Source organism: Pseudomonas oryzihabitans (genome assembly GCF_014522265.1).
GTDB classification, from domain to species: Bacteria; Pseudomonadota; Gammaproteobacteria; order Pseudomonadales; family Pseudomonadaceae; genus Chryseomonas; species Chryseomonas aestiva.
This window is the reverse complement of the sequence record NZ_CP017024.1, coordinates 2,342,975-2,368,511: the sequence shown is the minus strand read 5'-3', so window position 1 is coordinate 2,368,511 and position 25,537 is coordinate 2,342,975. Positions and strand designations below refer to the sequence as shown.

Annotated in this window: 22 protein-coding genes; 16 read left to right on the top strand and 6 right to left on the bottom strand. The window is 66.3% G+C overall.

Going from position 1 to position 25,537, the window contains the following annotated elements:
- Positions 1–251 precede the first annotated feature (251 nt).
- The 6 genes from qhpR (at position 252) to ureC (ending at position 6,450) form a co-directional block, all read left to right on the top strand.
- Complete coding sequence (qhpR, locus tag BGI51_RS10915) at positions 252–1,295, top strand: AraC-like transcriptional regulator QhpR (protein ID WP_187981137.1); 1,044 nt, start codon at positions 252–254, stop codon at positions 1,293–1,295.
- 1,007 nt (positions 1,296–2,302) lie between these two features.
- Entirely contained in the window at positions 2,303–3,142 is an 840-nt protein-coding gene (locus BGI51_RS10910) for an urease accessory protein UreD (protein ID WP_187981136.1), read from the top strand.
- 79 nt (positions 3,143–3,221) lie between these two features.
- Positions 3,222–3,524 carry an urease subunit gamma gene (gene ureA / locus BGI51_RS10905; protein WP_187981135.1) on the top strand — a complete coding sequence of 101 codons (303 nt, stop codon included), beginning with the start codon at positions 3,222–3,224 and terminating at the stop codon, positions 3,522–3,524.
- 10 nt (positions 3,525–3,534) lie between these two features.
- On the top strand, positions 3,535–4,044 hold the full coding sequence (locus BGI51_RS10900; protein ID WP_187981134.1) for a GNAT family N-acetyltransferase: 510 nt from the start codon (positions 3,535–3,537) through the stop codon (positions 4,042–4,044).
- On the top strand, positions 4,041–4,346 hold the full coding sequence (locus BGI51_RS10895; protein WP_064307547.1) for an urease subunit beta: 306 nt from the start codon (positions 4,041–4,043) through the stop codon (positions 4,344–4,346). The genes BGI51_RS10900 and BGI51_RS10895 overlap by 4 nt, the downstream gene beginning before the upstream one ends.
- A 403-nt stretch (positions 4,347–4,749) precedes the next feature.
- Positions 4,750–6,450 carry an urease subunit alpha gene (gene ureC, locus BGI51_RS10890; protein WP_187981133.1) on the top strand — a complete coding sequence of 567 codons (1,701 nt, stop codon included), beginning with the start codon at positions 4,750–4,752 and terminating at the stop codon, positions 6,448–6,450.
- 144 nt (positions 6,451–6,594) lie between these two features.
- Here ureC and BGI51_RS10885 read toward each other — a convergent pair whose 3' ends face one another.
- Positions 6,595–7,125 (bottom strand): REP-associated tyrosine transposase, encoded by a 531-nt coding sequence (locus BGI51_RS10885; RefSeq protein WP_252977293.1) that lies wholly within the window; start codon positions 7,123–7,125, stop codon positions 6,595–6,597.
- 242 nt (positions 7,126–7,367) lie between these two features.
- Complete coding sequence (locus BGI51_RS10880; RefSeq protein WP_133862180.1) at positions 7,368–8,774, bottom strand: L-cystine transporter; 1,407 nt, start codon at positions 8,772–8,774, stop codon at positions 7,368–7,370.
- A 221-nt stretch (positions 8,775–8,995) separates the two neighbouring features.
- On the opposite strand from BGI51_RS10880, the gene BGI51_RS10875 reads away from it, so the two are divergent.
- Both BGI51_RS10875 and BGI51_RS10870 read left to right on the top strand, forming a co-directional pair.
- Positions 8,996–9,325 carry a hypothetical protein gene (locus BGI51_RS10875; protein WP_187981131.1) on the top strand — a complete coding sequence of 110 codons (330 nt, stop codon included), beginning with the start codon at positions 8,996–8,998 and terminating at the stop codon, positions 9,323–9,325.
- Between the two features lie 81 nt (positions 9,326–9,406).
- The gene (locus BGI51_RS10870) at positions 9,407–9,955 is read left to right on the top strand and encodes a glutathione peroxidase (RefSeq protein ID WP_187981130.1); all 549 of its coding nucleotides are present in this window, start codon (positions 9,407–9,409) and stop codon (positions 9,953–9,955) included.
- A gap of 908 nt (positions 9,956–10,863) precedes the next feature.
- Here BGI51_RS10870 and azu read toward each other — a convergent pair.
- Complete coding sequence (gene azu / locus BGI51_RS10865) at positions 10,864–11,313, bottom strand: azurin (protein WP_187981129.1); 450 nt, start codon at positions 11,311–11,313, stop codon at positions 10,864–10,866.
- A 330-nt stretch (positions 11,314–11,643) separates the two neighbouring features.
- On the opposite strand from azu, the gene BGI51_RS10860 reads away from it, so the two are divergent.
- The 3 genes from BGI51_RS10860 to BGI51_RS10850 all read left to right on the top strand — a co-directional run bounded on the left by BGI51_RS10860 (position 11,644) and on the right by BGI51_RS10850 (position 14,108).
- Positions 11,644–12,231: a TIGR00730 family Rossman fold protein gene (locus BGI51_RS10860; protein WP_074585072.1), complete on the top strand. Its 588-nt coding sequence runs from the start codon at positions 11,644–11,646 to the stop codon at positions 12,229–12,231.
- A 97-nt stretch (positions 12,232–12,328) separates the two neighbouring features.
- Positions 12,329–13,186, top strand: coding sequence for an SDR family oxidoreductase (locus BGI51_RS10855; protein ID WP_187981128.1), 858 nt, complete (start codon positions 12,329–12,331; stop codon positions 13,184–13,186).
- A gap of 64 nt (positions 13,187–13,250) precedes the next feature.
- Positions 13,251–14,108 (top strand): glucose 1-dehydrogenase, encoded by an 858-nt coding sequence (locus tag BGI51_RS10850; protein ID WP_187981127.1) that lies wholly within the window; start codon positions 13,251–13,253, stop codon positions 14,106–14,108.
- Between the two features lie 267 nt (positions 14,109–14,375).
- Here the strand turns inward: BGI51_RS10850 and BGI51_RS10845 are convergent, their stop codons facing one another.
- Positions 14,376–15,032: a TetR/AcrR family transcriptional regulator gene (locus tag BGI51_RS10845; protein WP_187981126.1), complete on the bottom strand. Its 657-nt coding sequence runs from the start codon at positions 15,030–15,032 to the stop codon at positions 14,376–14,378.
- A 54-nt stretch (positions 15,033–15,086) separates the two neighbouring features.
- Positions 15,087–16,988, bottom strand: coding sequence for a 3-dehydroshikimate dehydratase QuiC (gene quiC, locus BGI51_RS10840; RefSeq protein ID WP_187981125.1), 1,902 nt, complete (start codon positions 16,986–16,988; stop codon positions 15,087–15,089).
- A gap of 446 nt (positions 16,989–17,434) precedes the next feature.
- On the opposite strand from quiC, the gene BGI51_RS10835 reads away from it, so the two are divergent.
- From BGI51_RS10835 to BGI51_RS10815, 5 genes are all read left to right on the top strand, one after another.
- A complete protein-coding gene (locus BGI51_RS10835; RefSeq protein ID WP_187981124.1) occupies positions 17,435–18,832 on the top strand; it encodes an MFS transporter in 1,398 nt (465 codons plus the stop codon).
- 252 nt (positions 18,833–19,084) lie between these two features.
- Positions 19,085–20,350 (top strand): OprD family porin, encoded by a 1,266-nt coding sequence (locus BGI51_RS10830; protein ID WP_133862190.1) that lies wholly within the window; start codon positions 19,085–19,087, stop codon positions 20,348–20,350.
- 95 nt (positions 20,351–20,445) lie between these two features.
- Complete coding sequence (locus tag BGI51_RS10825; RefSeq protein ID WP_187981123.1) at positions 20,446–21,510, top strand: PA0069 family radical SAM protein; 1,065 nt, start codon at positions 20,446–20,448, stop codon at positions 21,508–21,510.
- Between the two features lie 564 nt (positions 21,511–22,074).
- On the top strand, positions 22,075–23,892 hold the full coding sequence (locus BGI51_RS10820; protein ID WP_187981122.1) for an alpha/beta hydrolase family protein: 1,818 nt from the start codon (positions 22,075–22,077) through the stop codon (positions 23,890–23,892).
- A gap of 86 nt (positions 23,893–23,978) precedes the next feature.
- Positions 23,979–24,713, top strand: coding sequence for a DUF502 domain-containing protein (locus BGI51_RS10815; RefSeq protein ID WP_187981121.1), 735 nt, complete (start codon positions 23,979–23,981; stop codon positions 24,711–24,713).
- Here BGI51_RS10815 and BGI51_RS10810 read toward each other — a convergent pair.
- On the bottom strand, positions 24,710–25,507 hold the full coding sequence (locus BGI51_RS10810; protein ID WP_187981120.1) for an SDR family NAD(P)-dependent oxidoreductase: 798 nt from the start codon (positions 25,505–25,507) through the stop codon (positions 24,710–24,712). The genes BGI51_RS10815 and BGI51_RS10810 overlap by 4 nt on opposite strands.
- Between the last annotated feature and the right edge of the window lie 30 nt (positions 25,508–25,537).

Genomic DNA, 25,537 nt, shown 5'->3' with positions numbered 1-25,537 from the left:
GCCGTGCCGACTTGACCGCTTGGCACGGTCGCCGTGACCTCGGGTCAAGTCGGCGTTACCCCTCTTCCCAGGGTGCTACCCGAGACCGCACCACGCTGGTGCGATGCCCGACCACTCGCCCCGCGATGAAGCACGCCAAGGCGCTCGATAACGTGAAGGCCTCGGCGTTCCAGCCGCACTGGAGGACCGCTTTCCACCCCGGGGCACAGCCTTTGCTTCATTCATGCCGATCTCCTCCCTGGACCCGCACCATGCCCCTGGCCGCCTCCGGCTTTGCCGCCCTGACCGCACCGTCGCGCAACCTTGGCGTGCTCTCCGCCGCCGCCAGCGGCCTGGACGCCGTCATCACCAGCCACGGCGGTGACGTCGACCGCATCTTCGGCACCGCCGGCATCGATCCCGAACAGCTGCAGCACCCGACGCTGAGCCTCGGCTTGGGCAACTACTGCCGGGTCCTGGAAGAGGCCGCCGCCCAGTCCGGCTGCGACAATTTCGGCCTGCACTACGGCGGGCAGTTCAAGCCGCAGATGCTCGGCCTGCTGGGCTACGTGGGGCTCTGTTCGCCCACTGCCGAGGCGGCGCTGCAGAACTTCGCCGGCGCCTTTCCCTTCCACCAGCACAGCACCCTGATCCAGCTGGTGGACGCCGGTGAGTGCTGGCGCTTCGACTACCAGGTACGCCACGGCGCCATCGTCGCCCGCCGCCAGGACGCCGAGCTGACCCTGGGCATGCTGCTCAACCTGCTGCGCCATGTGCTCGGCGCTACCTGGGCACCGCGCACGGTGCAGTTCGAACACCCGCGCCCCGAGGGCTGGCACGAGCACCGCCGGCTATTCGACGCCCCGGTCAGCTTCGGCCAGCCCTGCAACGCCATGCTGGTGCCCAAGGCCGACCTGCGCGACCGCGCCATGCCCGACCATGATCCGCTGCTCCTGCTGGTGGTACAGGACGCCATCCGCCAACTCGGCCAGCGCCTGCCGCAGATGGAGCTGCTCGAAGAGGTCCGTGCCTCGGTGCGCCTGGCGCTGCCCCTGGGCGAGCCCAGCCTGGAGTCCATCGCCCAGCGCCTGGACCTTTCCACCAGCCAGCTGCAACGGCGCCTGCGCGACCAGGGCGCGAGCTTCTCGGCGCTGGTCGAGGGCGTTCGCCGCGACCTGGCTCAGCACTACCTGCGGCAGCGGCTGCCGGTCAGCGACCTGGCGCCGCTGCTGGGCTATTCGGAGACGAGTGCCTTTTCGCGAGCGTTCCGGCGGTGGTTTCAGGTGAGTCCGCGGCAGTGGCGGGGGATTTCGTAGGGAAGGGTCGGCGCGCCGAAGACCGGCTGACGTAGGCTGGTGCTGAGCGGAGCGAAGCCCAACAGAGCGGTGCGTCAGGTCTGGCTTATCGGTGTTCTGGCTGCTTATCGAATTTGGGGGAAGATTCTGTTTCGCCCACCCGGGCGAGTCACTTTTGCCAATCGCGGCTGCGCGCCCCGGACTACGCGTCCCGAACAAAAGTAACCAAAAACGCTGTCCCCACGTTTCGGCCTCACCGACGGGGACGGGACTCCAGCCTGAGGCTGTGACAGCTATCAACCGCCGAAGCCCAGCGCCCATAGGTGCAACTGTGTTATCGCGGCCATGGGCCGCTCCTACAGGGTTGGACTCAGCTTGTAGGAGTGGTCGCTACGGCGCACCGGCATGGGCGCGATTTCAACAGGCTCAAACCCCAGTAATGATTTCCACGGGTGAGTCTGGCCTTGGACAGTGGACAAGGCTTCGCCGTTGTCCACGCTACGGACGGTTATGGCTCTTCAACTAACACTTTCAGGCTGGCGAATCGCCCAGTTCAGGAGGGCGAACGCCAGTGTCGTGGAGTGGGTCGAGCCGCAGGGATGCGGCGAGAGGTCCAGTCGGCCAGGGACGGCCCATCTGGACCGACCCCGGAACGGCGCTGGCGTGAGCGGACCCGCAGCGCAGCAGAGGGCCGGATGGTGGGGCAAGCGTTTTTGGTTACTTTTGCCGCGACTGGCAAAAGTGACTCGCCCGGGTGGGCGAAACAAGAGGGATCAGCAAAGCTCGGTAAGCAGCTGAGGAACCAATAAATTTTGCACCATCGCAACGTTGGGCTTCGCTCCGCTCAGCGCCAACCTACCGAAGCAGTGAAGGTGGTGCGCTTGGGTGAGCGAAATATAAGCATCATCAAAACGCGAGAATCAGCCAAACACCTCCACCATACCTAGCCGAAAGGCAACCTATGTCCACCCGGTCAGATTCTTGCAAGGCCCTCCCCAAATAGCCCAACCAGAACAACGACCAACCCGATGACCTCTGCCCTGCCCCCTGCCCTCTTCACCCCCGCCTGGCTGGCGCGCCTGGAGCTGGCCTATGCCCGCCAGGGCGACTGGACCCGGCCGACCACCCGCCGCCACCTCGGCCCCTTGCGGGTGCAGAAGCACCTGCACGCCGAAGGTCCCGAGGTCTGCCAGCACATCATCGTCCATCCCCCAGGTGGCATCGCCGGAGGCGATCGGCTGGACATCGACGTCAGCGTCGGCGCGACCGCCTGGGCCCAGCTCACCAGCCCCGGGGCGGCCAAGTGGTATCGCGCCGCTAGCGCCGCCCACCAGCAGATCGACCTGCGCGTCGCTGCCGGCGCCACCCTGGAATGGCTGCCCCAGGAGACCATCGTCTTCTCCGGCGCCCAGGCCCGTCTCGCCACCCGCATCGAGCTGGAGGGCGACGCTCGCCTCTGCTACTGGGACATCGTCGCCCTGGGCCGCCCAGCCAGTGCCGAGCGCTTCGCCGAGGGGCTGTTCCAGGCGCACCTGGACATCCGTCGCGATGGCACTCCGCTATGGCACGAGCGCCAGCGCCTGGTCGGTGCGGATCGGTTGCTGGACTCGCCCATCGGCCTCGCCGGTCAGCCAGTGTTCGCCACCCTGCTGATCACCGGCACCCTGGACGCCGATACCCTGGCGCGTTGCCGCGAACTCGGCCTGGCGGTCCGCGGCGACCTGACCCAGCTGCCCGGACTGGTGGTCGCCCGCTGCCTGGCCGCCGAATCGCTGCAGGCGCGCGCCTGGCTGATCGAGGTCTGGCGCCTGCTGCGCCCGGCCCTGCTCGGCCGCGCCGCCGTGCCACCGCGGATCTGGAGCACCTGAGGCCGCGTCACTCTTGTAGGCGCGGCCCACGGCCGCGATGATCGACCTTCCTTGACCGAACCTGCCAACCGGAACACCCATGGACCTGACGCCCCGCGAAAAAGACAAGCTGCTCATCTTCACCGCCGGCCTGGTGGCCGAACGCCGCCTGGCGCGTGGGGTGAAGCTCAACTACCCGGAAGCCATGGCGCTGATCTCCGCCGCCCTGCTCGAAGGCGCCCGTGACGGTCGCACCGTCGCCGAGCTGATGCACTATGGCACCACCCTGCTGAGCCGCGACCAAGTGATGGAAGGCGTTCCGGAGATGATCCCGGAGATCCAGGTGGAAGCCACCTTCCCCGACGGGACCAAGCTGGTCACCGTCCACCAGCCGATCGCCTAGGGAGACCGCCATGAGTCTGATCGTCCGCGACGCCATCCCTGCCGACCTGCCGGCCGTGCTGCACATCTACAACGACGCCGTCAGCAACACCACGGCGATCTGGAACGAGACCCCGGTAGACCTGGCCAATCGCCAGGCCTGGTTCGACCTGCGCGCCACCCAGGGCTACCCCATCCTGGTCGCCGAGAATGCCGACGGCGTGGTGGTGGGCTATGCCTCCTTTGGCGACTGGCGGCCCTTCGAGGGCTTTCGCCACACCGTCGAGCACTCGGTCTATATCCACCCCGACCAGCGCGGCCAGGGCATCGGCCCGCGCCTGATGACGATGCTCATCGAGCGCGCCCGTGCCTGCGACAAGCACGTGATGGTGGCCGCCATCGAGAGCGGCAACCAGGCCTCCATCCGCCTGCACGAGCGCCTGGGCTTCATCACCACCGGGCAGATGCCCCAGGTCGGCACCAAGTTCGGTCGCTGGCTGGATCTCACCTTCATGCAACTGATGCTGGAGCAGCGCCCATGATCCCCGGCGAATACCAGATCCAGGACGGCGATATCGAACTCAACGCCGGCCGCCGCACCCTGAGCCTGACCGTCGCCAACAGCGGCGACCGGCCGATCCAGGTGGGCTCCCACTACCACTTCCACGAGACCAATGACGCCCTGCTGTTCGATCGCGCCCTGGCCCGCGGCATGCGCCTGAACATCGCCGCCGGCACCGCCGTGCGCTTCGAACCAGGCCAGAGTCGCGAGGTGGAACTGGTCGAGCTGGCCGGCCTGCGCACCGTCTACGGCTTCGCCGGGCGGGTGATGGGGAAGTTGTAGGGACAAGCCCCCTCACCCCAACCCTCTCCCTCAGGGAGAGGGGGCTGAAAGCAGACACCGTGCCTTTCGCGCTTTCCTCCTGCTCCGCGAGACTCGAGCGGAGCGAGAGGCCAAACCGGAACACCCGCCCTTCCCCCTCTCCCCCTGGGAGAGGGGCGGGGTGAGGGCAAAACAGAACACCCTGCGGTGCAGGAATACTCCCTGCACGAGGCAACAGGATGCCACCCGCTCTTGCCCCTCTCCCCCTGGGAGAGGGGCGGGGTGAGGGCAAACCAGAACACCCTGCCGTCCAGGAATAACTCCCTGCACGAGGCAACAGGATGCCACCCGCTCTTCCCCTCTCCCTCCGGGAGAGGGTCGGGGTGAGGGCAAACCGGACCACCTTTATTCGGGATTCACACCTATGAAAATCTCCCGCCAAGCCTATGCCGACATGTTCGGCCCCACCACCGGCGACCGGGTGCGCCTGGCCGATACCGAGCTCTGGATCGAGGTCGAAGAAGACCACACCGTCTACGGCGAAGAAGTGAAATTCGGCGGCGGCAAGGTCATCCGCGACGGTATGGGCCAGAGCCAGCTGCTGGCGGCCGAGGTGGTGGATACCGTCATCACCAATGCGCTGATCGTCGACCACTGGGGCATCGTCAAGGCCGATGTCGGCCTCAAGCAGGGCCGCATCCACGCCATAGGCAAGGCCGGCAACCCGGATATCCAACCCGGCGTCAGCGTGCCCATCGGCGCCGCCACCGAGGTCATCGCCGGCGAGGGCATGATCCTCACCGCCGGTGGCATCGACTCCCACATCCACTTCATCTGCCCGCAGCAGATCGAAGAGGCGCTCATGAGCGGCACCACCACCATGATCGGTGGCGGCACCGGCCCGGCCACCGGCACCTATGCCACCACCGTGACCCCCGGTCCCTGGCACATGGCGCAGATGCTCAAGGCCGCCGACGCCTTCCCGATGAACATCGGCTTCACCGGCAAGGGCAACGCCAGCCTGCCCGGGCCGCTGGAAGAGCAGGTCCGCGCCGGCGCCATCGGCTTGAAACTGCACGAGGACTGGGGCACCACCCCGGCCGCCATCGACAACTGCCTGGCGGTGGCCGATCGCTTCGACATCCAGGTGGCCATCCACACCGACACCCTCAACGAATCCGGTTTCGTCGAGACCACCCTGGGCGCCTTCAAGGGTCGCACCATCCACACCTACCACACCGAGGGCGCCGGGGGCGGCCACGCGCCGGACATCATCAAGGCCTGCGGCTTCCCCAATGTGCTGCCCAGCTCCACCAACCCGACGCGGCCCTTCACCAAGAACACCATCGACGAGCACCTGGACATGCTCATGGTCTGCCACCACCTGGACCCGAGCATCGCCGAGGACGTGGCCTTCGCCGAGAGTCGCATCCGCCGCGAGACCATCGCCGCCGAGGACATCCTCCACGACCTCGGCGCCTTCGCCATGATCAGTTCCGACAGCCAGGCCATGGGCCGCGTCGGCGAGGTCATCACCCGCACCTGGCAGACCGCCGACAAGATGAAGAAGCAGCGCGGCCCACTGCCCGAGGACACTGCTGGCAACGACAATTTCCGGGTCAAGCGCTACATCGCCAAGTACACCATCAACCCGGCGATCACCCATGGCATCAGCCACGAAGTGGGCTCCATCGAGGTGGGCAAGTTCGCCGACCTGGTGCTCTGGCGCCCGGCCTTCTTCGGCGTCAAGCCGACGCTGATCCTCAAGGGCGGCGCCATCGCGGCCAGCCTGATGGGCGACGCCAACGCCTCCATCCCCACCCCGCAACCGGTGCACTACCGCCCGATGTTCGGCAGCTACGCCGGCATGCTCCACGACACCAGCCTGACCTTCATCAGCCAGGCCGCCTTCGACGCCGGGGTACCCGAGCAACTGGGGCTGAAGAAGCGCATCGGGGTGGTCAAGGGTTGCCGCACCGCGCAGAAGAGCGACCTCATCCACAACGGCTACCTGCCGACCATCGAGGTCGATCCGCAGAACTACCAGGTCAAGGCCGATGGCCAGCTGCTCTGGTGCGAACCGGCCGAGGTGCTGCCGATGGCGCAGCGGTATTTCCTGTTCTAACGAGGCCTGTTCCAAAGGCACGGCCTATTGGACTTCGCTGCGCTCAACCCAACCTACGGGTCTCCAACGTCGCTTTGGCACGACGTGGAGAGTTGAACCGCGTAGGTTGGCGCTGAGTGTAGCGAAGCCCAACACGACCAACTCTCACCGCTCGCCCACCGCCCAGTCCTCATCGCGCTGTCCTGCCCAATCCACCGGCAGGACGCCCGCTCGCACATAGCGATGAATGGACGAATGGGGCCACTCCACCGCCCTAGGCGCATGGCCGTGCTTCACCGGGTTGAAATGGATGTAGTCGAAATGTCGCTGCAGATCCTGCTCGTCCCGAATTCGGTGCTCCCAATAGCGTCTTTGCCAGACGCCGCGTTCGCGTTTCAGCCGGCGCGATAGATTCACCGTCTCCAACGGCGGTAACTGACGCGAGAAGCCTGCCTTGATCAGGCTCCAACGCAGCGGATAGTCACCATCGTCATCTGGCAGACGCCAGAGCGCGTGCAGGTGATCGGGGAGGACCACCATGGCGAGGATATCGAAGGGATGCCGGACCTTCACCTCGCGCACGGCCTGCTTGAGCGATCCGATATGGTCGACGAGCAGAGTGGCCGAGCGGTCGTTGAGATTGAGCGTGAAAAAGAAGATGCCGCCCGCGGCACGGCTGCGTCGATAGTCCAAGATCACCGTCCCTGGTGAATGGAAAGTCGCAGTCTAGAGCCTTTTTCAGGGCTGTTGGATAGATCGTGCCTGTTGGGCTTCGCTGCGCTCAGCGCCAACCTACGCGGTTCAACCATCCACGTTGTACCCAGTCAACATTAGGCACCCGCAGGTTGGGCTGAGGCGGCTCCACCGCCGAAGCCCAGCACACCGCAGCAGGCATCGGGCGCCGTTGGGCTTCGCTGCGCTCAACCCAACCTACGGACTCAGCCGCGACTGATCGGCGCCGCCGGGGCTTCGGCGCGGTCGTTGCGGTCATAGGTGGCCTTGTCCAGCTGGCCCATCCAGCGTGCGGTCAGGGTGCCGGCGGTCATGGAGCCGTTGACGTTGAGGGCGGTACGCCCCATGTCGATCAGCGGCTCGATGGACACCAGCAGCGCCACCAGGGTGACCGGCAGGCCGAGGGCCGGCAGCACGATCAGGGCAGCGAAGGTAGCACCGCCACCTACGCCGGCCACGCCCGCCGAACTCAGGGTGACGATACCCACCAGGGTGGCGATCCACAGCGGATCGAAGGGGTTGATACCCAGGGTCGGGGCGACCATCACCGCCAGCATGGCCGGATAGAGACCGGCGCAGCCGTTCTGGCCGATGGTGGCGCCGAAGGACGCGGCGAAGCTGGCGATGGCCGGGGGCACGCCGAGGCGCTCGGTCTGGGCTTCGATGCTCAGCGGGATGGTCGCCGCGCTGGAACGGCTGGTGAAGGCGAAACTCAGCACCGGCCAGACCTTGGGAAAGAAGCGCGCGGGCGACAGGCCGCTCAGGGTCAGCAGCAGCGCATGCACGCCAAAGAGGATGCCCAGGCCCAGGTAGGAGGCGATCAGGAAGGTGCCCAGCTTGAGCACGTCCTGGGGACTGGCGGTGGCGACCATCTTGGTCATCAGCGCCAGCACGCCGTAGGGGGTGAGTTGCAGCAGCAGGCGCACCAGCTTCATCACCCAGGCCTGGAGCACGTCGATGCCGGCCAGCACCTTCTCGCCACGCACCGGATCGTCGCGCTGCAGGCGCAGGGCGGCGACGCCGAGGAAGGCGGCGAAGATCACCACGCTGATGATGGAGGTGGGATTGGCACCCGTGAGATCGGCGAAGGGATTCTTCGGAATGAAGGACAGCAGCAGCTGCGGCACCGACAGATCCGCCACCTTGCCGACATAGCTGTTCTGCAGGGCGGTCAGGCGCGCGGTCTCCTGGGCGCCTTGCACCAGGCCCTCGGCGCTCAGGCCGAACAGCCAGGTGACCAGCACCCCGACCAGGGCGGCGATGGCGGTGGTGAACAGCAGCGTACCCAGGGTCAGCAGGCTGATGCGCCCCATGGAAGACGCTTCGCGCAGCCGCGCCACGGCCGCCAGGATGGAGGCGAACACCAGCGGCATGATGCTCATCTGCAGCAGCTGCACATAGCCGTTGCCGACCAGGTTGAACCAGCCGATGGAGGTCTTGAGCACTGGGGCGTCATGCCCGTAGACGAATTGCAGCACCAGGCCGAAGGCCACGCCCAGGGCAAGGCCGATGAAGACGCGCACGGCCAGGCTCCAGCCGGTGTTGCGGGTACGCGCCAGCAGGCCGAGCAGCACGGCGAAGGCGACGAGGTTGAGAACGAGAGGCAGATTCACACGAGGTCTCCAGAACGGCGCCCGACACGACCGCCGGACGAAAAGGCGGCGATGGTAGCAGCTCGGGCCGCTTCGGCTTAGATCGAGGTGCTATCACCTGATAACGGGAGGAGCGGTCCTATCGCCGGGGTGAACGGCGCTCGTCCAGGGCGGTGCGCTGCTAGAGTTCAGCCAACCGGGAAATGACGCCCGGCCCTGCCACATCAGAAAAGGAATACTCCATGCAACGTTTCGCCAAGCTCGCCGCTTCCTTCGCCCTCGCCGCCGCCGTCGCTGGCTGCACCGGCACCGCGATGAAGACGCAGAACCTGGATCCGTCGCAGTACACCGTCGTCGGTCATGGCGAGGGCAAGGCTACCGGTCTCATGATCCTGGGCTTCATTCCGGTCCAGCAGAACGACCGCTTCGTGCGCGCTCAGCAGGCCGCCATCAAGTCCCGCGGTGGCGATGCGCTGATCAATGCCCAGGTGCAGGAAAACTGGTTCTGGGCCTACGTCCTGAGTGGTTTCACCACCACCGTTTCCGGCGACGTGGTCAAGCTCAAGCACTGAGCCCCAGCCGTCCGATCGACGCCGCCCATCGAGGCGGCGTTTTTGCGCTAGGCTGATCGCTTCTTTCCGAGGAAGCCGACCATGACCGCGACCCTGATGAAACTCCCGCTGCAATCCATCGACGGCGAAACCCTGACCCTGGAGCGCTACCTGGGCAAGGTGCTGCTGGTGGTGAACGTTGCCTCCAAGTGCGGCCTGACCAGCCAGTACGAAGGCCTGGAACGCCTCTATGAGGCCCAGCGCGAGCGCGGCCTGGAAGTGCTCGGCTTTCCCGCCAACGACTTCAAGCAGCAGGAGCCGGGCAGCGACGCCGAGATCAAGGAATTCTGCACCCTCACCTATGGCGTGCAATTCCCCATGTTCGCCAAGCTCAGCGTGGTGGGTGAAGACAAGCATCCGCTCTATGCCGAACTGACCCAGGCGCAACCCGAGACGACCGGCGACGGCCCCTTCCGCGAGCGCATGCTGAGCCGTGGCGGCAACCCCAATCCCAAGCCCGAGGTGCTGTGGAATTTCGAGAAATTCCTGATCGGGCGGGACGGCGAGGTGGTGGGGCGCTTCGCGCCGGATGTGACCGCGGATGATCCGCGGTTGGTGGCGGCCATCGAGGCGGAATTGGCGAAGGGCTGAAGCTGCCCTACCGGTAAATGGCGAGGCGTGACCTGATTCGTAGGTTGGGTTGAGCGCCAGCGAAGCCCAACAATACGTCGCCATTGAAGGCTTGTTAGTGCACTAGCTGATTATCGAGTGACCTGATGGCTTTTGTTTCGCCCACCCGGGCGACTCACTTTTGCCAGTCGCGGCTGCGCGCCCCGGACAAAAGTAACCAAAAACGCTGTCCCCACGTTTCGGCCCTGCGCTGCGCTCCGGGTCCCCTCGCTCCGGCGCCGCTCCTGGGGCGCGGCACGAAGGGGCGTCCTGCCTCGCATCCCCCTCCGTGACACCTGCACTCAGCCTCACTGACGGGGACGGGACGCCAGCCTGAAATTTTAGGAACGTTTACAGGGAGGCCATCGCGATTCGTAGCGTGGAAAACCGCGCAGCGTTTTCCACTGATGAGCTTGATCGAGAAAGCGGACAAGGCTTCGCCGTTGTCCGGGCTACGGGCTACGGGCTACGGGTGACGCGTTCTTCAACCAACACTTTCAGGCTAGCGAATCGCCACGTTCAGCAGGGCGAACGCTAGTGCCGTGGAGTGGGTCGAGCCGCATGGATGCGGCGAGAGGTCCAGGGGGCCATGGACGGCCCATCTGGACCGACCCCGGAACGGCGCTGGCGTGAGCGGACCTGGAGCGAAGCGAAAGGCCGGATGGTGGGGCAAGCGTTTTTGGTTACTTTTTTTGGCGACTGCAAAAAGTAACTCGCCCGGGTGGGCGAAACAAAAACTCTCCAAACACTCAATAACCAGCCATGGCACCTACTAAACAAGCGTGAGGCCTTGCAATGTTGGGCTTCGCTAACGCTCAACCCAACCTACAGGCGTCTTCTGCACAAGAGGTCGGATTGCGACGGTCGACCGCCACAACCCAACCTTCCCCTTACCCCCGCTGCAACACCCCGCGCATGGAGCCGAAATGCCCCGGGAAGGAACAGAAGAAGGTGTATTCCTTGCCCGCTTCCAGAGCCCCGGTATCGAAGGTCACGGAGTCCTTCTCGCCGCCGCCCAGCATGCGGGTGTGGGCGATGATGCGTTCGTCGCCCTCCGGCAGGTAGCCCTTGTCTTCACCCGCGTTCATGCCGGCGGCGTCGACGGCCGAGGCATCGGTGGAGCGGGTCAGCACCCAGTTATGGCCCATGACGTTCTTCGGCAGGCTGCCGTTGTGGATCAGCTCGACGGTAAAGGTCTTGCACGAGGCCGGGACCTGGATCGAGGCGCGGCTGTAGGTCATCTGGTCGCCGGCTTCGATCTGGGTGGTACAGCTGTCGGCGGCCCAGGCGCCGGTACTTCCCACGGCGAACAGTGCGGCGGCAAAAAACGTGGATTTCATGAACCCTCCGGATGCGTGAAAGTCGCCAGTCAGACCGATGCGAGGGTGGCGGGTTCCAGCGGCCATGGCAAGGGCACGGCTTCGCTCTATCGCCTCCATCGAAACCTTTGCCAGGTCGCCGGGCCTCAGCTCTGGGTACTATCCCTCCATCATCCGCCAGCCAAGGACGCCCGCCATGACCCTTACCGCCCTGCTGCACGAGTTGTTCGCCAACTATGCCCAGGCCGCCAGCGGCAATGCGCCGGAGGTCGCTTTCCTCGCGCGATGAGGGTGCTTTGCTCCGGCGGAGCGGGCGGCTAGGCTAGGCGCTTTGCCTGCCTAGGAGTCCCCATGTCGCTGAAAACCGTCTGTGTCTTCTGTGGCGCCAAGCCCGGTGCCTCGCCTGTCTTCGCCGAAGCCGCGGCGCACCTCGGGCGCACCCTCGCCGAGCGCGGCCTCACCCTGGTCTATGGGGGCGGCAAGGTCGGCCTGATGGGTGTGGTCGCCGATGCCGCCCTGGCTGCCGGTGGCGAAGTCATCGGCATCATTCCCCAGAGTCTCAAGACCGCCGAGCTGGGCCATACCGGCTGCACCCGCCTGGAAGTGGTCGACGGCATGCATGCGCGCAAGGCGCGGATGGCGGAACTGGCCGATGCCTTCATCGCCCTCCCCGGCGGCCTGGGCACCCTGGAAGAGCTCTTCGAGGTCTGGACCTGGGGTCAGCTCGGCTATCACGCCAAACCCATGGGCCTCCTGGAGGTCGATGGCTTCTATGCCCAGCTGGAGGGCTTCCTCGATCACCTGGTCGCCCAGGGCTTCGTCGCCGCGCCGCATCGCGCCATGCTGCAAGTGGAAGCTTCACCAACGGCCCTGCTAGACGCCCTCGCCGCCTGGCAACCCACGGTGCCGCCGCGCTGGGCCGAAGCGGCACCCCGCTAGCGCCGGTACACCGCCCGTCCCGGATCTCGAACCCTCGCCGCTTGTGGCCTGTCGGTACTGACAGGCCCGCAAAAGTTACCGCGACGAGGATTCTTCCATGACCGATTTCCCCAAAGCCCCGATGCCGGAACAGCAGCAGGCCGTTCCCGGCCTGCAATCGCGCATGAATCCGGTACCGGATTGCGGCGAGCAAAGCTACAAGGGTTCTGGCCGGCTGGCCGGCAAGAAGGCGCTGATCACCGGTGGCGACAGCGGTATTGGCCGTGCCGTGGCCATCGCCTTCGCCCGTGAGGGCGCCGATGTCGCCATCAGTTACCTGAACGAGCACGAAGACGCCGAGGACACCGCCCGCCTGGTGCGCGAAGCCGGCCGCGAGGCGCTGCTGCTGCCGGGTTGCCTGTCCAAGCGCGAGCAGTGCCTGGCAGTGGTGGACCAGACCGTGGCCGCCTTCGGCCGTCTCGATGTGCTGGTCAACAACGCCGCCTTCCAGATGACCCACGAGACCCTCGAAGAGATTCCCGACGACGAGTGGGTCTACACCTTCGATGTGAACATCACCGCCATGTTTCGCATCACCCAGGCCGCGATAAAGCACATGGGCCCGGGTGGCTCCATCATCAACACCACCTCGGTGAATTCGGACATGCCGCGGCCGACACTGCTGGCCTATGCCACCACCAAGGGCGCCATCGCCAACTTCACCGCCGGCCTGGCTCAGCTACTCGGCGAGAAGGGCATCCGCGCCAACAGCGTGGCTCCCGGCCCTGTCTGGACTCCGCTGATCCCGGCCACCATGCCGCCGGAGCAGGTCAAGGAATTCGGCGGCAACACCCCGCTCGGCCGCCCCGGCCAGCCGGTGGAACTGGCGCCGGTCTATGTGATGCTGGCCTCGGACGAATCCAGCTACACCTCGGGCGCGCGCATCGCCGTCACCGGCGGCAAGCCGATTCTCTGACCAGCCCTACGCCCCGGCACAGGCCGGGGTCGCCCCTTCTTTCTTCCGTATCCGGAGCCCGCTCGTGAGCGACCATCCCAAACCCCCGCTGAAACCCCAGCCCCAGACCTTTCCCGGTTCCGAAGCACGCATGGATCCGCAACCCGACAGCGGCGCCGCGAGCTACCGCGGCTCGGGTCGCCTGGCGGGCAAGAAGACCCTGATCACCGGTGCCGACAGCGGCATCGGTCGCGCCGTGGCCATCGCCTTCGCCCGTGAGGGCGCCGATGTCGCCATCGCCTACCTGGACGAGCACGAGGATGCCCAGGAGACCGCCCGGCTGGTCACCGAGGCCGGGCGCCAGGCCGTGCTGCTGCCGGGCGATCTGGCCGAGCGCCAGACCTGTTTGGACGTGGTGCAGAAGACCGTCGAGGCCTTTGGCCGCATTGATGTGCTGGTCAACAACGCCGCCTTCCAGCAGGTGCGCGACAGCCTCGACGAGATCCCTGACGAGGAATGGGTGCATACCTTCAACGTGAACATGCATGCCATGTTCCGCATCACCCAGGCGGCGCTGAAGCACATGCCGCGCGGCGGCTCCATCATCAACACCGCGTCGATCAACGCCGACATCGCCCCGCCGACCCTGCTGGCCTATTCGGCCACCAAGGGCGCCATCGCCAACTTCACCGCGGGCCTGGCGCAGCTGCTGGGCGATAAGGGCATCCGCGCCAACAGCGTGGCCCCCGGCCCGATCTGGACGCCGCTGATCGTCAGCACCATGAAGCCGGACGAACCTGAGCAATTCGGTAGCAGCACGCCGCTGGGTCGCCCTGGCCAGCCGGTGGAACTTGCGCCGGCCTATGTGCTGCTTGCGTCCGATGAGGCGAGCTACATCTCCGGTGCCATGCTGCCGGTGACGGGCGGCATGCCGGTGCTCTAAAGGTTTTGGCCGGGGTGCCTGGGTTTGCCCTCACCCCGGCCCTCTCCCGGAGGGAGAGGGGGCGATTGGACTCCGTGCTCCGTAGGCTGGGTTGAGAGCAGCGAAGCCCAATACGAGGTAGCCGGCAGTGTTGGGCTTCGACGATGAAGCCGTCTCAACCCAACCTACGGGGTTTCCACCCTGCGAATCCATGTTGGAGACTAGAAGCTTCGGTCAAACGCCCCCTCTCCCTCCGGGAGAGGGTTGGGTGAGGGCCGCATGGATGTCCTACGGCTGCAGGTAGCGCACCATCGCATCGCCGATCATGGTCTTGTGCCGGCGCAGCACGGCCGGTTCTTCCATGTCGATGTCGTGGATGTGGCCGAAGGTGTGCCGGTTGGAGACGCGATAGAAGCAGAACGAGCACATCAGCAGGTGCACATCCACCGCGTCCAGTCCGCTGCGGATATCGCCGCTGGCTTCGCCGCGCGCCAGGATGCGGCGCAGGGCCTCCAGTGCCGAGGAGTTGAGGCTGGAGATGGTCTCGGACTGCGCCAGGTGGCGACCACGGTGGATGTTCTCGATGCTCACCACGCGGATGAAGTCGTCGTGGCTGCGGTGGTGTTCGAAGAGGAATTCCGCCAGGGTGCGAATCGCCTCCAGCGGCGGCAGGCGGTCCAGTGGCAATTCGGCCTCGTTGCCGCGCACGTCGCTGTAGAGCTTTTCCAGCACCGTCAGGTAGAGCTGCTCCTTGCTGCCGAAGTAGTAGTAGATCATCCGCTTGGAGGTATGGGTGCGCTCGGCGATGGCGTCCACCCGCGCCCCGCTCAGCCCCAGGTCGGCGAACTCGGCCACGGCGGCAGCGAGGATGGCCTGGCGGGTCTTCTCGGGATTGTTCTTGCGTGGGGTACGGAGCGTAGGCGCGAGCGCCGGGGTGTCCTGCATCGGGCTGACTCTTGTCGGAGGAGAGGCGCGGGCACCCGCAGGTGCCCGCCTGGCTCAGAATTCCAGGGGCGCCGGACGGCCCTGGTGGGCCTGCAGCATGGCCGCCAGGCGGACCGGGCTGTTGGCCGCGCCGTAGCCACTGTAATCCTTGCGCTGGAGGATTTCGAAGAAGAATCGGTCGGCGAAGGACTCGGTGTAGACATGGAATAGCTCGCCACCCTGGGCGTCACGGTCGTAGAGCACGTTGTAGTAGGCCAGCCGACTGAGGAAGTCGTCGTCGAAATCGAAGCGCGCGCCCAGGTCGTCGTAGTAGTTCATCGGGATCTCCAGCAGGGGTACCCCGGCGGCCTTGGCCTGTTCCACCGCCTGGAAGATGTCCTGGCAGGCGAAGGCGATGTGATGCACCCCCGAGCCGCGATAGCTGGACAGTGCCCGGGCGATGGCGGTGTTGCGATTCTCCGAGATGTTCAGCGCCAGGCGCACGCTGCTCTCGCGATTCTTCAGCGCACGACTCTTGACCAGGCCATAGGGGTCCGGGACCACCACCTCGTCGTCGGCGCTGAAGTCGAACAGGCTCTTGTAGAACAGCACCCAGCTGTCCAGCGCATCGGCCGGCAGGGCGATGGCCACGTGGTCGACATGGGTCAGACCGAGCCCTCCGCTGGCGCCGGCGCTGACATCGAAGTCGGTGTCGTAGAGACTGCGGCCATCCACGCCGCGATCGGCGAGATAGATCAGGCTGCCGTCCGGTGCCCGCACCGCCGGGATTTCCCGCTCGTTGGGGCCGACCAGGCCGCGATAGGGCTGCGCCCGGTACTGCTGGGCGCGCTCCAGGGCGGCCTGGCTGTCCGGCACGCGCAGGGCCATGGCGCACAGCGAGGGCCCGTGGGCCTCGAAGAAGTTGTGGCCGAAGGAATAGGGTTCGGCGTTGAGCACCAGGTTGATCTCGCCCTGGCGCAGCAGGGTGACGTTCTTCGAGCGATGCCGGCCGGCCTGGGCGAAGCCCAGCTTGCCCAGCCAGCGCGCCAGTTCGGCGCCATGGCCGTCGTCGACGGCGAATTCGAGGAATTCGGTGCCTTCCAGGCGCGGCGCCTCGGGCGGGGCGAATAGCGGCGCTGCCACCGGGGTCTCCTCGCGCTGCAGCCGCGCGGCGGTCTGCTCTTCCAGGTAGAGCAGGGATCTCAGACCATCGGCTGCGGTGGCGCGGGTCTGGGCGGCGCGGAAACCGTCGTTGAAGATCTCCAGCGACAGCGGTCCCTGGTAGCCGGTCTGCAGGATGGGCGCGAGGAAACCGGCCAGGTCGAATTCGCCCTGCCCCGGGAAGCAGCGGAAATGCCGACTCCACTCCAGCACGTCCATCTGCAGCAGCGGCGCATCGGCCATCTGCACGAAAAAGATCTTGTCCCCCGGGATCTGCGCGATGGCCGCCGGATCGCCGCCGATGGACAGGGTGTGGAAGCTGTCGAGCAGCACGCCGAGATTGGGATGATCGACCGCCTTCACCAGGCGCCAGACCTGCTGCCAGGTGTTGACGTGGCGGCCCCAGGCGAGGGCCTCGTAACCGATGCGCAGTTCGCGCCGGGCGGCGCGCTCGGCCAGCAGCTGCAGGTCGTCGGCGATCAGGCGTTCGTCGCCGAGGCTGTCGGCGGCGGTGTTGCTGCACACCAGGATGAGGTCGGTGCCCAGTTCCTGCATGAGGTCGAACTTGCGCTCGGCGCGGTCGAGATTGCGCTGCAGGCGCTCGCGGCGATTGCCCTCGAAGTCGCGGAACGGCTGGAACAGAGTGATGGCCAGCCCCAGGTCCTGGGCGCGCTGGCGGATCTCCCGCGGGCTGGCCCCGGAATACAGCAGGTCGTTCTCGAAGATCTCCACACCGTCGAAACCCGCCGCGGCGATGGCCTCGAGCTTCTCGGTCAGGGTGCCGCTGATGGATACGGTCGCGATGGAACGCTGCATGCCGGTGCTCCTGTGTTGGACGGCCACGCCGCGGGACATGCGGGCGGGTGGCGCGGATTCGTCGGGTCTGGCACCGATTATTCGTGGCACCGCGAGGCCCAACAATGGATTATGTACGAACCGGTTAGTTTCTGTTCGCTGATCGAACATTTGGTCATCCCGCGAATTGACCGGGCCCGGCAGCGCCTCGCACTATGGATCGCAGAGCCCAGCGCTCGTCGCTTCCGCCGCGTCGACCATAACAAGACAAACAAGAGTGTGCGTCCATGCCCCAGCTATCCACGTTATCCTGCGTGCCCCGTCGCGTCTGCAGTCCCACCGCGCTCAGTCGGCGACGGCCAGGCTAGGTCCTCTCGTCCTTTCCATCTTCGGCTCCCGCGACCCGAGCGAGTTCGTGCGCGGCGCTGAAATCCTCCTGGCCTGACAATAAAATTCCGGAGACAACCATGGCCACTACCGCCTCCCCCACCCCCGGCTCCCAAGCCAAGAAAGCCACCGCCAGCGGCTGGATCGGCTCGGCGCTGGAATACTACGACTTCTTCATCTACGCCCAGGCGGCGGCGCTGATCTTTCCGCAGATCTTCTTCCCCTCCAGCGATCCCAAGATGGCCATCGTCGCCTCCCTCGCCACCTATGGCGTCGGCTATCTGGCGCGGCCGGTCGGCGCCTTCGTGCTCGGTCACTGGGGCGATACCCGCGGTCGCAAGAACGTCCTGCTGCTGTGCATGTTCCTCATGGGCATCGCCACCATGGCCGTGGGCCTGCTGCCCACCTACCACCAGATCGGCATCCTCGCGCCCATCCTGCTGGTGGTGCTGCGCCTGATCCAGGGCTTCGCCGTGGCCGGCGAGATCTCCGGAGCCAGTTCCATGGTGCTCGAACACGCGCCCTTCGGCCGACGTGGCTACTATGCGAGCTTTACCCTGCAGGGGGTGCAGGCCGGCCAGGTGATGGCCGCCGCGGTGTTCCTGCCGCTGGCCTACTTCATGCCCGCCGATGCCTTCAACAGCTGGGGCTGGCGCATTCCCTTCCTGCTCAGCGCCTTCGTCCTGCTGGCCGGCTTCATCATCCGTCGCGAGGTCCATGAGACGCCTGCCTTCGTCAAGGAAGAAGCCAAGACCGGCACCGCCACCGTGACCAGACGCTCGCCCATCGGCGAAGCCCTGACCACCAGTTGGAAGGCCATGATCCTGGTCGCGCTGATGGCGCTGATGAACGTCATCCCGGTGGTGGCCACCATCTTCGGCGCCGCCTACGCAGTGCAGCCGGCCTATGGCATCGGCTTCGACAAGAGCGTCTACCTGTGGATACCGGTGGTGGGCAACATCGTCGCCGTGCTGGTGATCCCCTTCGTCGGCAACCTCTCCGACCGCATCGGCCGCCGGCCGACCATGATCGGTGGCGCCCTGGGTTCGGGTCTGCTGGCCTTCGGTTACCTCTATGCCATCAGCATCCACAACCTGCCGCTGGCCTTCCTCATGTCGCTGCTGATGTGGGGCGTGGTCTACCAGGGCTACAACGCGGTCTTCCCCAGCTTCTACCCGGAGCAGTTCCAGACCCGCTACCGTGTCTCGGCCATGGCCATCGCCCAGAACATCGGCACCATGCTCACCGCCCTGCTGCCGGCCCTGTTCGCCCTGGTCGCCCCGCCCGGCACAGACAACATCTGGCTGGTGGTCGGTGGCCTGGCCTTCGGCGTGACCTGCCTGTCGGCCCTGGCGGCCTACCTGTCGCCGGAAACCTACCGGGTGCCCATGAGCGACCTGGGCAAGCCGGGCGCCCTGCAGATGGACAAGCACGCCTATGATACGGCCCGTCAGGACAGCCTCAAGGCCAGCGCCTGACCCCTCGCGAGCCCTCGCCTGGCGAGGGCTCCGCCCTGCTACCTTGGTAGCCTTGCCGTAAGACATACGTTGTCATATAACTACTCGACCGAACGCCTCGGTCGCTGCTTTCCGATAATTCAAATAAGAAAGGAATCCCTCATGTCGCCTGCACCTTCCTAGCCGTACCTCGCACCACCGCCCTACCCGCCCTCGTCAGATGCCGCCTCCGCGCCGGCAGGGCACCCCTTACCTACAAGAACAAGGAACACCATGAGCACTCGACTCGCTTCCGGCCGGCTCGCCCGTGCCTGCGCCGCCTTCGCCGCTCTCGCCAGCACCACGCCACTGTGGGCCGCGGACGGTTTCATCGAAGGCACCAAGGCCACGCTCAACCTGCGCAACTTCTATTTCAATCGCAACTTCGTCGATCCGGCCTACACCGCGCAGAACAAGGCCGAGGAATGGACCCAGAGCTTCATCTTCGGCCTGACCTCCGGCTACACCCAGGGGCCGGTGGGCTTTGGCATCGATGCCCTGGGGCTGTATTCGGTCAAGCTCGACGGTGGCGCCGGCACCTACGGCACCCAGCTGCTGCCGACCCATGCCGGCAACGAACCGGCCAAGGATTTCGGCCGCCTGGCGGTGGCCGCCAAGGCCAAGGTCTCCAAGACCGATATCAAGGTCGGCGAGTGGTTCGCCGTGCTGCCGATCCTCAGGTCCGACGACGGCCGCTCGCTGCCGCAGACCTTCCAGGGCGCGCAGATCCACTCCACCGAGATCCAGAACCTGGAACTCTGGGGCGGCCAGATGCGCCAGAACAGCCCGCGCAACGACGCCAGCATGGAAGACATGTTCATGCAGGGCCGCGCCAATGCCACCTCCGACCGCTTCAACTTCGTCGGCGGCGAATACAAGTTCAACGAGAAGCGCACCCAGATCGGCCTCTGGTACGCCCAGCTCGAAGACATCTACAACCAGAAGTTCATCAACCTGATCCACTACCAGCCGGTGGGCAGCTGGACCCTGGGCGCCAACCTCGGCTACTTCATCGGCGACGACGACGGCTCCGCCCGCGCCGGTGCCCTGGACAACCGCACCGCCTATGCGCTGCTCTCGGCCAAGCAGGGCGGCGGTACCTTCTATGTCGGCCTGCAGCGCGTCAGCGGCGACAGCGCCTGGATGAGGGTCAACGGCACCAGTGGCGGCACCCTGGCCAACGACAGCTACAACTCCAGCTACGACAACGCCCGGGAGCGCTCCTGGCAGGTGCGCTACGACCACAACTTCGCCGCCTTCGGCGTGCCGGGTCTGACCCTGATGAACCGCTACCTCAGTGGCGACAACGTGCACACCGGCACCATCACCGACGGCAAGGAATGGGGTCGCGAATCCGAGGTGCAATACGAGGTGCAGAGCGGCCCGCTGAAGAAGCTGCTGATCCGCTGGCGCAACTCCAGCATGAGACGCGACTACAGTGCCAGCGGCTCCTTCGACGAGAACCGCATCATCCTCAACTACCCGATCTCGGTGTTGTAGGAAACAAGGGTGCGGCTGCCCGGGTGGCAGCCGCACCCTTGCCCGGATCGACCAGACCCTATACTGTATAAAAATACAGCCATCGAGGTCTGCCCGTGACCCAGCCCCAACGCCCGCCACGGGGTCGTGGCACCGCCAGCAATCCGCACAATCGCTTTGCCGCGACCCGCAGCGAGAGCGAGCACGACGGCTGGTACGAAGAAGCCACCCCGCTGACCTTCACCACCCGCGTGCGCCAGGAAACGGCCAAGACGGTGATCAGCCGCAACCAGTCGCCGGATGTCGGCTTCGATCGTTCGGTGAATCCCTATCGCGGCTGCGAGCATGGCTGCATCTACTGTTTCGCCCGTCCTTCCCATGCCTACTGGGACCTCTCGCCCGGTATCGACTTCGAGACCCAGCTGATCGCCAAGACCAATCTGGCCGAGCGGCTGGAGGCGGAGCTGAGCAAGCCGGGCTATCAGCCGCAGCCCATCGCCCTGGGCATCAATACCGACGGCTACCAGCCCATCGAGCGGCAGTACCAGCTGACCCGTCAGGCGCTGGAGATCCTGCTGCGCTATCGCCATCCGGTGACGATCATCACCAAGAGCGCGCTGATCCTGCGCGACCTGGATCTCTTCGTGCAGCTCGCCGAGCGCAACCTGGTGCGCGTCGCCTTCAGCCTGACCACGCTGGACGACGACCTCAAGCGCATCCTCGAACCGCGCACCGCGGCGCCCCAGGCCCGGCTGCGCGCCATGCGCACGCTGCACGAGCACGGAGTGCCGGTGAGCGCCCTGCTGGCGCCGATGATTCCCATGATCAACGACCATGAGCTGGAAGCCCTGCTGGAGGCGGCCCGCGACCACGGCGCCCGCTCGGCCGGCTATACACTGTTGCGGCTGCCCCTGGAAATCGTCGAGCTGTTCGAGGAATGGCTGCAGACGCACTTTTCCGAACGCGCCGCCCATGTCATGAGCCTGATCCGCCAGTCGCGCGGCGGGAAGAACTACGACAGCCGCTTCGGCATCCGCATGAAGGGCGAAGGCCAGTTCGCCGAACTGCTGGCCCAGCGCTTTCGCCTGGCCCGCCGACGCTTCGGCCTGGAGCGCCGCGAGGGCGAGGGCCTGGACTGCAGCCAGTTCGCCCCGCCGGGGCAGCAGCTGGGGCTGTTCTAGCACCGGCGCCGAACGGACTGCCCCTCACCCCAACCCTCTCCCAGAGGGAGAGGGAGAAAGGCAGCGCATACCCCGTAGGTTGGGTTGAGCGCAGCGAAGCGCAGCGAAGCCCAACGATCCAGCCATCCTCACTCCAGCCCTCTCCCAGAGGGAGAGGGGGGAAAAACGAGGCGCGCCCCGTAGGTTGGGCTGAGCGCAGCGAAGCCCAAAGATACAGCCATCCTCACTCCAGCCCTCTCCCAGGGGAGAGGGAGAAAGGCAGCGCACGCCCCGTAGGTTGGGCTGAGCACAGCGAAGCCCAAAGATACAGCCACCCTCACTCCAGCCCTCGCCCAGGGGAGAGGGCGAAAGGCAGCGCACGCCCCGTAGGTTGGGCTGAGCACAGCGAAGCCCAAAGATACAGCCACCCTCACCCCAACCCTCTCCCAGAGGGAGAGGGGGAAAGGCAGCGCATACCCCGTAGGTTGGGGTGAGCGCAGCGAAGCCCAACAGCGTGGTATCCCTCACCCAGCCCTTCCCACCCAGCTGCTAGGCTAGACGGCTGTGTCCCTCTCTGGAGTCGCCATGACCGCCCCTATCCCGCTCACGCCAGCCCAGGCCGTTGCCGCCGGTATCGACTTCGCCGAACTCAAGGTCGATGCCAGCGGCCTCTACTGGAGCCAATACGACCCCACCGATGGCGCCACCCGCCTCTGGGTTCGCGAGGCCGGCGCGGCGCCGCGGTGCCTCACGCCGGCGGGCTTCAGCCTGCGCAGCAAGGTCTATGAATACGGCGGCGGCGCCCTCTGTCTGGGTGATCAGGGACCGCTGTTCGTCAATGAAGCCGACCAGGCGGTCTATCGACAGCCGCGAGAGGGCGGCGCGCCCGAATGGCTGGCCGGGGGCGAGGCCTGGCGCTATGGCGATCTGCATTGGGATGGCGTCCGGCAGCAGGTGCTGGCGGTCGAGGAGGATCGCCGCGAGCAGCCGCCGCGGCATCGCCTGGTCGCCCTGCGTGCCGGTGGCGCGCGCCAGGTGCTGGCCGAAGGCGCGGACTTCTACGCCGCACCGCGCACCAGCGCCGACGGCCGCCGCCTGGCCTGGATCGAGTGGGACAGACCGCACCAGCCCTGGACCCGCACCCGGCTGCTGACGGCGACGATGGATACCGCAGGACGCCCCGGGGCGCCCACCGTCGTGTCGGCCGACCCCGACGAATCGCTGCAACAACCGCTGTTCGACAGCGAGCAGCGGCTCTGGGCGCTGAGCGATCGCCAGGGCTGGTGGCAGCCCTGGTGCGCGTCCGCGGAGGGCTTCGCGCCCCAACAGGCACCCGCGGCGGATCACGCGGCGGCGCCCTGGCAGCTGGGCGGTAGCAGCTGGTTGCCGACCGCGGAAGGCTGGCTGGCGACCTGGCAGGAAGACGGCTTCGGCGTGCTTGGCGAGCGCCGGGTCGCGGGCGAGACCCGCCACCTGGCCACAGACTTCAGCCGCTTCCGTGGCTTGGCTCTGGACGAGCGCCATTGCTACTGCATCGCCGCGGCGCCCACACGCCCCTCGGCGGTGCTGGCCATCGATCGCCGGACTGGTGCGGTGGAGATCGTCACCGGCGGCGTCGCGCCCCTCGGCGACAGCGCCAGCGTCGCGCCCCGATCGCTGAGCTATCCCAGTGGTGACGGCCAGGCCCAGGGCTTTCTCTATCTGCCGGAACGGCAGGGCGAGGGTCCGCCGCCGCTGCTGGTCAGCATCCATGGCGGACCCACCTCCTGCACCTATCCGGTGTTCGATGCGCGCATCCAGTTCTGGGTCCGCCAGGGCTTCGCCGTGGCCGATCTCAACTATCGCGGCAGCAGCGGCCACGGCCGGGCCTATCGCCAGGCGCTGCACCTGCGCTGGGGCGAAGTGGACGTGGAGGATGCCTGTGCGGTGGTCGCCTACCTGGGCGCCCAGGGCCTGGCGGACCCGGCGCGCGCCTTTATCCGCGGGGGCAGCGCCGGTGGCTATACGGTGCTCTGCGCCCTGGCCTTCCGCGACGTCTTTCGCGCCGGGGCCAGCCTCTATGGCGTCAGCGATCCCCTGGCGCTGGCCAAGGCCACCCACAAGTTCGAGGCCGACTACCTGGACTGGCTGATCGGCGATCCCGAAGCCGATCGCGCGCGCTACGAGGCACGCACCCCGTTGCTGTACGCGGAGGGCATCCAGGCGCCGGTGATCTTCCTGCAGGGCCTCAAGGACGCCGTGGTGGTCCCCGCCCAGACCGATGCCATGGCTGCGGCGCTGGAGGCACGCGGCATACCGGTGGTGGTCAGGCGCTATCCCGACGAGGGCCATGGCTTTCGCCGGGCGGTCAACCAGGCGGACGCCCTGGAACAGGAAGCCGCCTTCTATCGTCGCTGGCTATGAGGAAGGCGCGCTCAGAAAGTCGGCCCGCGCCGACGCTGGGTGCGCCTGGCCCGTATAGAATGGCGCTTTAGCCGTCGAGTTCTTGCATGCCCTTCGTTCGCCGCGGTATCGAAAGCATCGTCTCCACCTGGCTGGCCGGTCTGCTCTTGCTCCTGCCGCTGGTACTGACCCTGGCGCTGATCGGCTGGATCGTCAGTTTCCTCAATGGCCTGATCGGACCCAACACCACCCTGGGCCGGTTGTTCGTGGCGGTCGGTCATCCCTTCGTCGGCAATTCCCTGGCGGCCTATGGCCTCGGCACCCTGCTGCTGCTGGTGCTGCTCTATCCGCTGGGCCTGGCGGTCAAGCTGGGGCTGCGTCGGCCGCTGGGCTGGTTCGCCGACATGACCTTTCGCCGCATTCCGGTGGTGGGCAAGCTCTATGGCCTGGCCGAGCGCTTCGTCGAATTGCTTGACCGCAAGGAAGGTGGAGCGGACATCCGCGCCATGAGTCCGGTGTGGTGCTTCTTTGGGGGCAAGGGCGTGGCGGTGCTGGCGCTGCTGCCCAATCCGGCGGTGATCGACATCGAGGGTCGCCACTATCACGCCGTGCTGGTGCCCTCGGCGCCGGTGCCGGTGGGTGGCGGGCTGCTCTATGTCCCGGTGGACTGGGTGAAGCCGGCGGACATGGGCATCGACATGTTCACCAGCATCTATGTCTCCATGGGCATCACCCTGCCGCCGGTGGTCAAGGATCGCCAGGTGGAATTCATTCCCCTGGAAGAAGCTGTGCGCCGCCAGCAGGAAAACGGGACAGCCGAAGAGCCGCCCCGCCCGTCTTAGTTCTGCACCGCCTGGACCGAACCGCCATCCACACGCAGGTTGCTGCCGTTGATGAAGGAGCCGCGCTCGGACACCAGCAGGGCGATGGCCGCGGCCACCTCTTCCACCTTGCCGCGGCGCTTCTGCACGATGCCGGGCCGCTCTTCGTCGAGGAAGCTTTCGATGGCTTCCTCGAAGGAGACGCCCTTTTCCTTGGCGCGCTTTTCCATCATGCCGTCGGTCATGCCGGTCTCGATGAAGGCCGGCGACACGGTATTGCACAGCACGCCGTGGGCCGCCTCCTTGTACGACAGGTTCTTGATGAAGGCGGCCAGGGCGGCCTTGGCCACGTTGTAGACGGCCTCTTCCCAATAGGGCTGGACGGCGTTTTCCGAGGTGATGCAGACGAAGCGACCCCAGCCGCGCTGGCGCATGCGCGGGATGGCGGCGCGGCCAACGCGCACGGCGGAAAAGAAGTCGGTGGCCCAGGCTTCCTCGTAGTCGGCATCGGCCAGTTCCAGGGGATCGCCCTTGGCGCCGGTGACACCGGCGGTGTGCACTACGATGTCGATCTGGCCGAAGCGGGCCTCGCCCTGCTCCACCAGTTGGTCCACCGCCGCCTGGTCGGTCATGTCGGCGGCGATCAGCAGCGTATCGCCTGGCAGGCCCTTGGCCGCCTCTTCCAGCTTGCCCTGCTCCAGGTCGGAGAGCACCAGCTTGACGCCCTCCTCGGCCAGCAGCTTCGCCGTGGCCAGACCCATGCCACCGCTGGCACCCGTGATGAGGGCAACGCGCCCCTTGATTCCCAGATCCATACCGACCTCGCTATCAGATTGCTTACCATG

Coding starts and splice junctions, on each gene's coding strand:
- BGI51_RS10845 (WP_187981126.1), bottom strand. CDS start 15,032: ATGCAGGACACCCCGGCGCTCGCGCCTACGCTCCGTACCCCACGCAAG.
- BGI51_RS10910 (WP_187981136.1), top strand. CDS start 2,303: ATGACCTCTGCCCTGCCCCCTGCCCTCTTCACCCCCGCCTGGCTGGCG.
- BGI51_RS10875 (WP_187981131.1), top strand. CDS start 8,996: ATGCAACGTTTCGCCAAGCTCGCCGCTTCCTTCGCCCTCGCCGCCGCC.
- BGI51_RS10855 (WP_187981128.1), top strand. CDS start 12,329: ATGACCGATTTCCCCAAAGCCCCGATGCCGGAACAGCAGCAGGCCGTT.
- BGI51_RS10820 (WP_187981122.1), top strand. CDS start 22,075: ATGACCGCCCCTATCCCGCTCACGCCAGCCCAGGCCGTTGCCGCCGGT.
- azu (WP_187981129.1), bottom strand. CDS start 11,313: ATGAAATCCACGTTTTTTGCCGCCGCACTGTTCGCCGTGGGAAGTACC.
- BGI51_RS10835 (WP_187981124.1), top strand. CDS start 17,435: ATGGCCACTACCGCCTCCCCCACCCCCGGCTCCCAAGCCAAGAAAGCC.
- BGI51_RS10870 (WP_187981130.1), top strand. CDS start 9,407: ATGACCGCGACCCTGATGAAACTCCCGCTGCAATCCATCGACGGCGAA.
- ureA (WP_187981135.1), top strand. CDS start 3,222: ATGGACCTGACGCCCCGCGAAAAAGACAAGCTGCTCATCTTCACCGCC.
- BGI51_RS10810 (WP_187981120.1), bottom strand. CDS start 25,507: ATGGATCTGGGAATCAAGGGGCGCGTTGCCCTCATCACGGGTGCCAGC.
- BGI51_RS10830 (WP_133862190.1), top strand. CDS start 19,085: ATGAGCACTCGACTCGCTTCCGGCCGGCTCGCCCGTGCCTGCGCCGCC.
- BGI51_RS10900 (WP_187981134.1), top strand. CDS start 3,535: ATGAGTCTGATCGTCCGCGACGCCATCCCTGCCGACCTGCCGGCCGTG.
- BGI51_RS10895 (WP_064307547.1), top strand. CDS start 4,041: ATGATCCCCGGCGAATACCAGATCCAGGACGGCGATATCGAACTCAAC.
- ureC (WP_187981133.1), top strand. CDS start 4,750: ATGAAAATCTCCCGCCAAGCCTATGCCGACATGTTCGGCCCCACCACC.
- qhpR (WP_187981137.1), top strand. CDS start 252: ATGCCCCTGGCCGCCTCCGGCTTTGCCGCCCTGACCGCACCGTCGCGC.
- quiC (WP_187981125.1), bottom strand. CDS start 16,988: ATGCAGCGTTCCATCGCGACCGTATCCATCAGCGGCACCCTGACCGAG.
- BGI51_RS10815 (WP_187981121.1), top strand. CDS start 23,979: ATGCCCTTCGTTCGCCGCGGTATCGAAAGCATCGTCTCCACCTGGCTG.
- BGI51_RS10860 (WP_074585072.1), top strand. CDS start 11,644: ATGTCGCTGAAAACCGTCTGTGTCTTCTGTGGCGCCAAGCCCGGTGCC.